Genomic DNA, 11556 nt, shown 5'->3' on the forward strand with positions numbered 1-11556 from the left:
TCACACCACTTCCCCCACTTCCTTGGCCGGTTCGAGCTTCGGCTCCAACAGCGGCGCGCTGCCCAGGCGGTTGATGCCGTCGAAGGCGGCGGTCTTGTAGCACTCGGCCAGGGTGGGGTAATTGAAGACCGTGTTCACGAAGTAGTCCACCGTGCCGCCGAAGGCCATCACCGCCTGCCCGATGTGAATGAGTTCGCTGGCCCCGGTCCCGATGATGTGCACGCCCAGCAGTTCGCGGGTGTCGAGGTGGAAAATGAGTTTGAGGGTGCCCTGCTCGTCACCGATGATCTGGCCACGCGCGATCTCGCGGTACTGGGCCTTGCCGATCTCGTAAGGCACGCCCGCCGACGTGAGCTCTTCCTCGTTCTTGCCCACCGTGCTGATCTCGGGAATGGTGTAGATGCCGTAAGGAAACAGTTCCGGCACGCTCTGGGTGGGCACCCCGAAAGCGTGGCAGGTCGCCAGCCGCCCCTGCTCCATGCTCACCGAGGCCAGGCTGGGGAAGCCGATCACGTCGCCCACCGCGTAGATGTGACTGACGCTGGTCTGGTAGTGCCCGTTGACGCTGATGCGGCCCCGCTCGTCGGCACTCAGGCCCGCCGCTTCCAGGTTGAGGCGGTCCGTGGCCCCGATGCGGCCAATCGAGTAGAGCACCATGTCGCTGACGATCTCCTTGCCGCTCGCCAGCGTCACCTTGACGCGCTGACCCAGGCGGTCCGTGAACGGCTCCACCGCCTTGACCGCCTCACCCAGCCGCAGGGTCATGCGGTTCTGGCGCATCTGGTAGGCCAGGACGTCGGTGATCTCGTGGTCCACAAATTCCAGGAGGCGCGGGCGCTTGTCGATGAGCGTCACCCGCACGCCCAGCGCCGCGAACATGCTGGCGTACTCGCAGCCGATGACGCCGCCGCCGATGACCGTCACGGTGCGCGGCAGCTCGCGTAGATCAAGGATGTCGTCACTGATGATGATGCGCTGGCCGTCGAAGGGAATCTTGGGATCGCGGGCCGCCTTGGTGCCCACTGCCACGACGATGTGGCGCGCCGTCACGTCGCGCCAGCCGTCGCCGTGGCCGCGCACGTCCCGCAGCCGCACGGTATGCGGCCCCATGAACGAGGCCTCGGCGTTGATGCTCTCGATGCGGTTGCGGTGAAGCTGGTTACGGACCACGTCCAACTCGTGCGACATCACACTGGAGGTCCTGAGCAGCAGGTCCTGCACGGTGATGTCGTCCTTAACGGCGTAGGCGGAGCCGTAGAGGCCGCGCTCGTTGTAGCCGCTGAGATGCATGATCGCCTCGCGGAAGGTCTTGGACGGGATGGTGCCGGTGTTGATGCATACCCCGCCCACCACCGCCTTACGCTCCACCACCGCCACCTTCTTGCCGAGCTTGGCCGCCTGAATCGCCGCCCGCTGCCCACCGGGGCCGGAGCCGATCACCAGCAGGTCGTAGGTAAAGTCGTCGTGGGATGTGGCGATGGACAGCATCTGGCTGTTTTTCGGGCTGGGTGTCATGGCAACCTCATGGGCAAAGGGGCGCTAGAAAAGTGGAGCCGACCAAAACGGGTCGGCTCCATTGTGGCATGCCCGGATTGCTGGGCCGGTCAGCCTTCCGTGACCAGAATCACATGATCTTGGTGGCCTGCCCCGCTTCCCAGGCGGTGATGGTCAGGTCGTCCACGCCCATCTCGGTAACCTGTTTGACCGCTTCACCGACACCCGGCAGGCTCAAATGCGTCTGCATGGCCTCCATGTTTTCCCACTGCTCGCTGATGATGAATGCGCCGGGCGTTTCCAGATTCTCCGAAACGAGGTAGCTCAGGCAGCCCGGCTCGCTGCGGGTCTGGGCGGCGAGGCCCGACAGCATGGTGCGGGCGGTGCCGAGGTGGGCGGCGGGAAACGTCAGGGTACCGTGCGAGATGACCATAGGTGTAGCCTCCAGGGATGGTGAGCGCACTCTACTCCGCTTGTGGGTCAGATTCTCAGGGTTTCATCAGCTTGTCAGCCGCTTGAGCAGGTAAGTTGAGAGGATGACTTCTCTGCGGTTTCCGTTGCTGGCCCTACTGAGCGCCGCCCTGCTCAGCGCATGCACCACCAAGTCCGTCGTCCCCGCGCCGGAACAAGCTGAGGTTACCCCTATCTTGAGCGGGCAACTTTCAGGCGAGAGCAACACCACCGTCAGCTTGAGCGGCGGCGGACAAACGTTGGCGGTGACCTCGGTGGACGCTTCGGGCCAGTTCACGCTGACCCTGCCCACCTCCAAGCAGCTCGCGGGCGTCAAGACTTCCCTGACCCGGGGCCTGCTGGCCGATCTGGGGTGCACGGGGACGCTGAATCTGGGCGACCCCAGCGCCCAGGGCTACGGCTTCGCCACGCTGATTGCCGGAAACGGCAAGGACTACGCCGACGCTTCGGTCAGCAAGACCCTCACGACCCGCACCCTGACAGGCCGCGCCTACCTCTACGCCGACAAGCCCACCACCATTCGGGGGCCGCTCGACTGCTCGGCGGCAACAGGCTACCCGACCAGCGTGCAGGTGGATGTCAGCGCTTCAGAGGGCTGGAATGTGGTGGCGCTGAATATCACCGGCACGCTGACCCTCAGCGGCATTCAGGTGAGCGGCACGGCGGGAAATGGCAGTCTCGCGCCCGGCAGTGTCTGGACCAATACCGATGCCCTCAGAACACAGCTCTCGCCCTGAGCCAGTCAAGCCTTACCCCACCTGTAACCACTCTGGCCTCCACTCCCTTCCCAGTTTCAGACGACTTGCAGTTGGGGATCGACCTGCACGGCGTTGCGCCCAGCCGCCTTGGCCGCGTAGAGAGCACGGTCTGCGGCCTGCAACGTGGCCGTCAGGTCAAGCTCGCCGCTCAGCACGGCGATTCCGAAGCTGGCGGTCATGTTCAGCCCCGGCGCGGTATGTTCCCAGTCGGCGCGGTGCAGGATATCGCGCAGATGCTCGCAGAGGCGCACGGCCTCACTGAGCGCCGCTCCGGCGAGGATCACCACGAACTCCTCGCCGCCCAGCCGGGCCAGCACGTCGTCACTGCGCAACTCTGCCGTCAGCAGGCGCGTGACCTCGATCAGCACGGCGTCTCCAGTGAGATGCCCGTACAGATCATTGACACGCTTGAAATGGTCGAGGTCCATGAGCGCAATGGCACTCACCGGCCCGCCGCCCACCGCCTGCTCGCGCAGTCGGGCCAGCACCTGCATCGCCTGGGTCCGGTTGGGGATGCCGGTCAAAGGATCGCTCAGGGCCGCCTGCGCCATCGCCTGGGCGTGCACCTCAGCCTCGCGGGCCTGCTGGGCGATCTGACCGACCAGGGCACGCTGCTGATGGTAATCGCGAAACAGCCGCTCCATCCCGCGCGTCACCGCCCGCTGCGCCTCGAATGCCTGTTCAAAGCGTCCAGCCCGGGCGTAAACCTCGGCCAGCGTTTCGCGGGCGCGGCTCTCCCACAAGCCGTTGGCTGCCGCCCTGAAGTGCCCAACGGCCTGCTGAGCGTCGCCAATGGCCGCCTCCAGATCGCCGGTCTGCCCGCGCACCCGGCTGCGGTCCAGCAGGGCACGGCCATGCAGCAGCGGCACGTCGGCCTGCCCAGTCAGACGCACGTGTTCATCGGCCAGTTGCCGGGCCGCCGTCAGGTCGCCCTGCCACAGCGCGTAGCGGGTCAGGGCGTCCAGAACAGCGGTGGCTTCCAGTGAAGGCGTGTCGCCGCCCTCACGCTCCAGACCACGCAGGGACGCCGCCGAGAGCCGCAGTTGCCCCGCCGCCTCGGGTTGCTCGGCGAGTGGGATCTGACCGCCCAGCAGCGCCTCGGCGGCCCCCACCACGAAGTTGATGTGAAAGGTGGTCAGCAGACCGAGCGACTCGGGCAGCGCCAGCCCCCGGACATGCTCGGAGCGCAGCAGCCGGGTCAGGAGCAGCACCGCTTCGCCGTAATTACGGCGCTCAAGTTCGTAGTGTGAGGTGTTCACGGCGATCAAAGCCACGCCACGGTCATCGTGATGTCGACGGGCCAATTGATCGGCCAGCGCAAATTGCACACCTGCCCCCAGATCGTCGTAGGATTCGGCCTGCACCAGCGCCAGGGCCACATGCGCCTTGACCTGCAAGGGACCGTCCTGGCAGGCACGGGCCAGCTCCAGTGCACTTAGGGCGTGCGTCATGGCGCGTGCAGCTTCTCCCAGATCCAGGGCGAGATACACGGCGTCGCGGTGAAGCAGGGCACGGTCGGCAGCACCCACCTCCGACTGGGCCAGGTTCGTCTCTATTTCTTGCAGAGCCGTTCGCCGGGGCAAGGCCAGCAAGCGGCCTGACACGCCGCCGCTCACGCCCGCCCACTCGCAGCGCCGCAACGACTTTGCATCACAGGCAGACAGGACATGGTTGCTCCAAGTTCACGAAGACCTCCACGATCTGAGGATCGAACTGGCTGCCTGCGCAGCGCTGGAGTTCGGCCAGGGCCTCCGACTGGGGCCAGGCCCGCTTATAGGGCCGCTCACTGAGCAGCGCGTCGTAAACATCCACCACGCTGAAGATACGGGCCAGCAGCGGAATGGCCTGTGCCGCCAGTTGGTCTGGATAGCCCGAACCGTCCCAGCGTTCATGGTGATGGCGCACCACTTCCCTGACTGCACGCGGCACAAACACCTCGTCACGGAGCATGTCGTCCCCGACCACCACATGGCGCTGCATCAGCCGCCGCTCCGCCGCTGTCAACGCACCGGGTTTACGCAACACGTCGTCACCCACCGCCACCTTGCCGATGTCGTGCAGGTACGCGCCCCAGCGCAGATGCTGCAAGTCTTCCGGCGACTGCCCCAGAGCCTCGCCCAGTTGCAGGGCCAGCGTGGTGACGCGGTCGGTGTGGCCGAAGGTGTCGCCGTCGCGGCCTTCGAGCACCCGGCCCAGCGCCCGCAAGGCCGCCTCACGCGTCTGATGCAGGTAGTCCAGTCCAGCGGCGCGTTCCAGCGCCTGATCGATGCGGGCCGCGACCATCCCGAGCAGGGTCATGATTTCGCCGGGGGCTTTGTGACGGTAACGGGTATGCATCAGTCCGATCACGCCCACGACCTGTCCACGTGAACGCAGCGGCGCGGCGACGGCGGTATAAATGCCGCGTACACGTGCGCCGCTCCAGCTCAGGTAATCGGGCACCAGCTGCGGGCTGCCGGTTCGCAACACCTCCGCCACGAGGCCCGCCGGTGGATGCGGCTCACGTAACCAGGCAGCGCTGGGCGGGCCTTCATACTCTTCGCCCTCCAGCACCGTCAGGGTGGCCTGACCTTGAAGATCTATGGCGAACACCGCTCCGGACGTAAACCCACTCATGTCGATCAGTGCTTGCAAAGCCAGCCGGGCAATCTCTTCGGGCTGGGTCAGACGGTCCAGCTCCGGCGTCAGGGTGGCGAGGCGCTCGAACTGCCGCGCCGTGACCTGGGCGTGTTCGAGCGCCAGCCAGCGACTATAGGCCACCCCTGCAGCCTGTCCCAGCAGCAGCAGCACCTGGGCGTCTGCCGCGTCCAGCCGCTCCATGCTGTTGGTGGTGTCGGCAGACAACACGCCCAGCACCTGACCTTCCGGGTCGCGCAGTGGTACCCCCAGATACATGCCGGGCTGGGGGCAGCCAGAGACGAAATACGCCTCGGCCATGTCTTGCGCCTGCCCAACGGTCTGTACCTCGCCCGAGTCAAAGACCCGCCAGCCCAACGCCTCGCCGCGCCTCAACCGCCGCCCGGTGGCCTCCTCGGCCAGATGGCCGCTGGCCGCAACCACTTCCAGTACGTCCAGCGCGGGCCGGTACAGTAACACCATCGAGGTAGTGGCCCGCGTGATCTCCAGCGCCAGGCTGACGCAGCGCCGGAAGACGTCCTCGGAAGACTGGGCCAGCAGTACCAGCGCCTGCGCCTCCACACCTGGTTTGGGTGTCCCCGAGGAGCGGTACAAATCTACTCTAGCAGGCACAACGACAGGCACATCGGCAGCCTTCAAGACCACGACCCTGGCCGCGTTCGGCAGCGCCGTTGACCAGCAGGGAAAAAGCGGGAGGCCATCATGGGGAGTCTAATCCTCTGCACCTTGCAGAATCCTGACTCCGAGAACGTCGAACTGGTGGCTTCAGCCCCGAATCCGCTCCAGCAGGGCCGTATACCGCTCGTCTTTCTGCTTGCCCGCCGCCCGCACCCAGGCACTCTGCGAACCGACGCCCACGAAACGCTCCTTGGCCCGCGTCAGGGCGGTGTAGGCCAGATTGCGCGAGAGCATCGGCATATGGGCCTCGTGCAGCACGCCCAGCACGGTGCCCCACTCGCTGCCCTGGGCGCGGTGGACGGTCAGGGCGTAACCGAGCTGGAGATTGAAGAGTTCAGCTCCGGCGAGGTCGACGATGTTGCCGTCAAAATCCACCTGCAACTTGCCCCGGTCCTCACGCAGCACGGTGCCCAGCGTGCCGTTGAAGACCTCGTTCTGGTAATCGTTCTTGGTCTGCACCACGATGTCCCCGGCCCGAGCCTCGCCGTCGGCAATCCGCACGCCACCCACGCCAGGATTGAACACGCCCTGAAGGTGGTGGTTGAGCATCTCCACGCCCAGCGGCCCCTTGCGCATGGGGGTCAGCACCTGCACCTTGCCGGGGCCGCCGAGTTCGCGCACCAGCAGGGCGACCCGCCGCGCCCCCACGTCGGCCTCAGTGGCGACGTGATGGAGTTCTTCCGGCCCCCACTCTGGAGCCTGACCATGCAGCAGGTCGTGCGCCGCCCGGATAATCGGGTTCTGGGCGGCCTGACGGTACACCTGGGTCAGCCGGATGGTGGGCGCGACCTGGGTGACGGCGTGCAGCGGCAATCCGGCGTCCACCGGGGGCAACTGATCGGTATCGCCCACCAGCAGCACCCGCGCGCCCGGCGGCACGGCAGCCAGCAGGCTCAGCATCAGCGCGTCGCCGCACATGCTCACCTCGTCCACGATGATCAGCTCGAACGGGGCCGGTTCCAGATGGTTGTGCCGGAAGCCCTCGGGACCGTAGCCGAGCAGGCGGTGAATGGTGCTGGCGCTGCGGCCTGTGACCTCGCCCAGCCGCCGCGCCGCCTTTCCGGTGGGGGCGCACAGACCCACTTCCAGGCCCAGCGACTCGGCCAGATCGGCCACCGCCCGCGTGGTGGTGCTCTTGCCGGTCCCGGGGCCGCCGGTCAGCACCACCAGGCGGTGATCTTCCATCAGGTGCAGCACGCTGGCCTGTTCCGCCGACAGACCCTGGTCGGCTCCGGCGGGCACGGTCCACTCACCCGTCGGCGGCGTGTTGATCAGGGTGCGGATGGTCCCGGCCAGCCGCCGCTCGGCGCGCAGCACGGGCGGCAGGTAGATCCGGCCCGCGTCGTCCTTGAGGCGGTTCAGCTCCACGGCGTTGTCGAGGGCCAGCAGCGCCTGCTGCGGCGTGACGCGGGCGTAGTGCGCCACACCCTTCTCGGCCCGCTCACGCGGCAGGTAGCTGTGCCCGCCCTGCTGCGCGGCCTGCTGCACGGCGTAGACGGCGGCGGCGGTCAGGCGACGCGGGTCGTCCAGGGTCATGCCCTGCTCACGGGCCAGCTTGTCGGCGGTCAAAAAGCCGATGCCCTCCACTTCGGTCAGGGCGTAGATGTCGGCCTGCAACCGCTCGGCAGCCGCCTCGCCGAAGTGCTTGGCAGCCCGCTGCGCCTGAGCAATGCTCAGGCCCAGGCCCTGCAAGGCCGCGAGTGAACGGCGCTCACCGCCCTGCACGTTCCAGCTCTGGGTCATCTTGAACAGGGTGGCCTGGGTGATGCCCGGCACCTGAAGCATCTTCTCGGGGGTCTCTGAGAGCACCTCGAAGGTCGCCGGGCCGAAGTGCGAGGCGATACGCTTGGCCAGTACCTTACCGACGCCGCCCACACGGGCTTCCAGGTAAGCCGCCACGCCCTCCTCGGTGAGGTCGGCGGGCACAGCTTCCAGCACCATATTCAGCACCTTGTACTGGTAGCCGTACTCGCGGTGCTCTTCCATGCTGACCTCGGCGCTGAAGCTGTCTCCGATGTCCAGGGGCGGCATCAGGCCGACCACGGTGGCGTCACCGTCCTCGCCCTCCTCGTTCCTGAGGGTGGCCGACAGCACCGTGAAGCCGCTCTCGGCACGGTAGCGCACCTTATTGACGCTGCCGGTCACACTGAGCTGCCGGGGTTTGAAATCGGTCAGCGAGGCGAGGTCGGTCACGGCGGCTCCATTCTGCTCTCAGCATATCAGCTCCGGTGGGCGCGGGTTCCAGATGAACCCGTCCATCGCCCCAGGACGCGGGATGAGGGTTCAGCGCACGGTGTTGCACCCGGTGCGCTTTGCTGCGTAAAGCCGCCGGGCAGCGCGGGCAAAGACGCGGCACTCTCGCCGCTTCGGTAGGCCGCCACTCCCAGGCTCACCGTGACGCGCAGCCCCGCCCACTGGCTGGCCTGGATGTCGCGCCGGAGCTGCTCGGCCAACCCCAGGGCGTCGGACTTGGTGAGCGCCACCACCAGCAGAAATTCCTCTCCGCCGTAGGGTCTGTCTGGCTGAGTTTTCAGAGCCAGAGGACAATGCACGCAACGTGTACAACGGCTAAAAACTGATGTCCACGTTTTTCGTAGCGGGTGGCGAGTGCTCTAAAATCCTTGAGCCGATTGATGTTGCATTCCACCACCTGGCGGCCCTTGTCGGCTTCAGCGTCGAATTTCGGGGGCCGACCTCCACGACTGCCCTTCTTCAACCGCGCTTTCTTGGCATCCTTGCGTTCAGGACAAACACAGACGATCTTGCGGCTCCGCAGTTGCTGACGGTACTTCCGTGCACCGTACGCACGATCTACGCGCACCATCGGCAGACGCTTCCGAGGGCGGCCCGGACCGGGCCGCCGGATGCAGACCTCGTCAAGGAGGGGAAGCAGGTAGGTCGGGTCGCTGGCCTGACCCTCCGACACCAGCACGGCCAACGGGCGGCGTTTTCCCTCGGTCAGCACGTGGATCTTGCTGTTTCGTCCTCCACGGCTGATGCCGAGCCACTCATCGTTGAGTGCCCCCTTTTTTCCAGCTTAGCTGGCTGTTTTCGTGCGCCCACCGCAGCGCGGTGGGCTTTACAACTGGTGCTATCCAGGGACGCGCCGTCCCAATCAATCTTTCCCTGAGCATCTTCCTTGACCTGGAGGGCCACGAGGACGCGTTTCCAGGTGCCATCGCGTGACCAGCGGGTGAAGCGATCCCAACACGTTTCCCAGGGGCCATACCGTTCTGGGATGTCCCGCCACGGTGCTCCCGTCTTCAGCCGCCAGAGAATGCCATTGGTGACCGGCAGATGCGGCTTGTAGGCATGTCCGTGCCGGGGGTTACCTGGCCATTCAGGCTCCAGTTTTGCCCATTGTTCCGGCGTGAGATCTGTTCTGCCCATGACAGACGACTCTATCAAACTTAGCCAGACAGACCCTAGCCCCCACGCTGCGCCCCTGGCCCACGCTGCGGCGCAGCAGTTTGGCCACCCCACATCACCTACCGCGTGACCGTGACGGTCATTGACCGCCTTGAAATGGTCGAGGTCACACACCACCAGACTCAGTGGATTGCCGTTCGCCTCAGTACGTTCCAGCGCCAGATCGAGTTCAGCCTCAATGGCGGCCCGGCCCAGCACCCGCGTCAGGGAATCCTGTCGGGCCTCGACCAGCGCGGCGTGGCCGCTCCGATGCATCTGGTGGGCACGTTCCAGAAATCGGCTCAGGCCGTAGCCCAGCCAGGTCAGTAGCAGCGTGACCAGCACCAGATTGACCCACACTTTCTGGATCATCACCGCCAGCGGCAGATTCCACAGCAGCACTCCCATGAGCCCTGCGCCCAGTAGCCCTATACCCGCCAGGCCCGCCGCAGACCCCAAGAGCAAAGAACACTTCCAGAATCTCGGCGGGCGTCCACAAGCCCAGCCCACTGGGCAAGCTGCCGAGCGTCAGTGCCTGGCGCAGATCTCGCATCGCCACCAGTGAGAACGTCAGCACGCCCAGCACCACGCTGATTCTCCCGAGGCGAGGCGAACAGCAGCAGCCCCAGCACCATCAGATCTAGGGTCAGCAGTATGCGGCGACCTTCTGGAGAAAAGAGGTCTGGAGTCATCAACGAAAAAGCCATGCAGCGCCTGCTATCCTGGCGGTTTTTTGATGGACTGGGTTCGACCACTGTGCAGCCTGTCATCTCACGGCGGTGCGGCCCGTCAGGTCTCCGGAGGCCGCTATACTGCCCGGCGTGTCTGTCCTGCTGGCCGCCTTTTTGCCCGCCGCTCTACTCTCCGCCACTGTGCTGCTGAGCGTGCCCGATCCGGCGGGTGACGCGAACGGCGACGGCAGCTATCAGTTGCCTGCCCGGCCCGCTGTCAGCGCGGCCATGCTCGATCTGCGGCTCTTCAGGGCCGAAAATGTCGGCGGCAAGCTGCAACTGAGCACCGCGCTGGGGGCCGTCGGCAATCCCTGGCAGGCTCCAGCAGGGTTTTCCGGCCTCAACCTCGATATCTTCGTCAAAACCGGGCCGGGTGGGGCCGATGATCTGGGCAACCTGGGGCTGCGCACCGTTCAGCCACCCGGCTGGCAGGAGCACTACCGCGTCAACGGCTTCGTGGCCCAGCACTTTAGCGCCGATACAGCAGGCAAGGTGCGCCTGGACAGCGGTGCGCCGCGTGTTAGCCTGCGCGGCACCGACATTGTCATCGACACCGACATTCAGGCCGGGGCCTACAGCTACTGGGTCATGACCAGCCTCTACACCCCGTTCAGCCCCGACGGCGTGGCGCGGCCCGGCGGCGACACCTCCCTGAGCGCCCTGAGAAGCGCCCGCGAGGGCACCCCCGCGCCGATAGACGTGCTGCTCAGCGGCGATCAGAAATCCGTCTACACCTCCGGCGCGCTCAGCAGCGTGGGCCAGGTGCGCGATGTGCGGGCGCTGACGCTGCTGGGACTGGCAGTGACCGGACTGGTGGTGGCCAGCATACTGGGCGTTCTTGCCTGGCGGCGCGGCGCTTGACCCGCTTGCGACAGACCGGCCTGGCAGCCAGTGCCGGGGCCGCCTGGGTGCTGCTGGCCGCCTGCCTGTGGGGCTTACTGGGTATCTTCGGCAAATTCACGCAGCAGGAAGGCGTCTCGCCGCTGGAGATCGCTTTCTGGCGGGCGCTGCTGGGCGGCGGCTGTTTTGCCCTCAGCGCCGGAGTGCGCCGCAGCACCCTGCCGCGTGGCCGCGATTTGCTCATCACCGGGCTGTTCGGACTGGGTGGGGTCAGCATCTTTTACGGCAGCTACCAACTGGCGGTCCGGGCAGGCGGCGCGAGCCTGGCCTCGGTGCTGCTCTACACCGCCCCAGCGTTCGTGGCACTCTCCGGCTGGCTGTTCTGGAAAGAACGGCTGGGCCTGCGCGAACTCGGGGCCATCGCGCTCACCCTCAGCGGCGTGGCGCTGATTTCGCTGGGCGGCGGCTCGGGCGTGCAGGTCTCAGTCCTCTCGCTCGGCTGGGGCCTTACGGCAGGGCTGACCTACAGCCTGTATTAC

Annotated in this window: 10 protein-coding genes and 1 pseudogene (1 of these 11 only partly in view); 3 read left to right on the top strand and 8 right to left on the bottom strand. The window is 66.2% G+C overall.

The annotated features are described in order from the left end of the window. Positions 1-1515 (bottom strand): Si-specific NAD(P)(+) transhydrogenase, encoded by a 1515-nt coding sequence (gene sthA, locus N0D28_RS12695; protein ID WP_260559873.1) that lies wholly within the window; start codon positions 1513-1515, stop codon positions 1-3. Positions 1516-1624: 109 nt separating this feature from the next. Next, positions 1625-1927 (bottom strand): putative quinol monooxygenase, encoded by a 303-nt coding sequence (locus tag N0D28_RS12700; protein ID WP_260559874.1) that lies wholly within the window; start codon positions 1925-1927, stop codon positions 1625-1627. 103 nt (positions 1928-2030) lie between these two features. Here N0D28_RS12700 and N0D28_RS12705 point away from each other — a divergent pair, with 103 nt between their 5' ends. After that, positions 2031-2702 carry a hypothetical protein gene (locus N0D28_RS12705; RefSeq protein WP_260559875.1) on the top strand — a complete coding sequence of 224 codons (672 nt, stop codon included), beginning with the start codon at positions 2031-2033 and terminating at the stop codon, positions 2700-2702. Between the two features lie 56 nt (positions 2703-2758). Here the strand turns inward: N0D28_RS12705 and N0D28_RS12710 are convergent, their stop codons facing one another. From N0D28_RS12710 to N0D28_RS15580, 6 genes and pseudogenes are all read right to left on the bottom strand, one after another. Then, entirely contained in the window at positions 2759-4327 is a 1569-nt protein-coding gene (locus N0D28_RS12710; protein WP_260559876.1) for a GGDEF domain-containing protein, read from the bottom strand. Between the two features lie 46 nt (positions 4328-4373). After that, positions 4374-5984 carry an HD domain-containing phosphohydrolase gene (locus N0D28_RS12715; RefSeq protein WP_260559877.1) on the bottom strand — a complete coding sequence of 537 codons (1611 nt, stop codon included), beginning with the start codon at positions 5982-5984 and terminating at the stop codon, positions 4374-4376. A 141-nt stretch (positions 5985-6125) separates the two neighbouring features. Further along, positions 6126-8231, bottom strand: a complete 2106-nt coding sequence (gene recD2, locus N0D28_RS12720) for an SF1B family DNA helicase RecD2 (protein WP_260559878.1) — start codon at positions 8229-8231, stop codon at positions 6126-6128. Positions 8232-8257: 26 nt separating this feature from the next. Next, a complete protein-coding gene (locus N0D28_RS12725) occupies positions 8258-8524 on the bottom strand; it encodes a nucleotidyl cyclase domain-containing protein (RefSeq protein ID WP_260559879.1) in 267 nt (88 codons plus the stop codon). A gap of 44 nt (positions 8525-8568) precedes the next feature. Continuing rightward, a protein-coding gene (locus tag N0D28_RS12730) for an IS5 family transposase (protein WP_260561901.1) occupies positions 8569-9428 on the bottom strand; the annotation gives its coding sequence in 2 pieces (ribosomal slippage) (positions 8569-9071 and positions 9071-9428; 861 coding nt in all). A 150-nt stretch (positions 9429-9578) separates the two neighbouring features. Then, a pseudogene (locus N0D28_RS15580) lies at positions 9579-9854 on the bottom strand (hypothetical protein); the annotation flags it as partial. 413 nt (positions 9855-10267) lie between these two features. Here N0D28_RS15580 and N0D28_RS12740 point away from each other — a divergent pair. Together N0D28_RS12740 and N0D28_RS12745 are read left to right on the top strand one after the other, a co-directional pair. Then, positions 10268-11038 (top strand): glucodextranase DOMON-like domain-containing protein, encoded by a 771-nt coding sequence (locus tag N0D28_RS12740; protein WP_260559880.1) that lies wholly within the window; start codon positions 10268-10270, stop codon positions 11036-11038. A gap of 5 nt (positions 11039-11043) precedes the next feature. Continuing rightward, positions 11044-11556: the 5' portion of a DMT family transporter gene (locus N0D28_RS12745; protein ID WP_260561902.1), read on the top strand. It continues 393 nt past the right edge of the window; the window shows 513 of its 906 coding nt (coding positions 1-513); the start codon lies at positions 11044-11046; its stop codon lies beyond the right edge, outside the window.

Source organism: Deinococcus rubellus, assembly GCF_025244745.1.
Taxonomy (GTDB): Bacteria; Deinococcota; Deinococci; order Deinococcales; family Deinococcaceae; genus Deinococcus; species Deinococcus rubellus.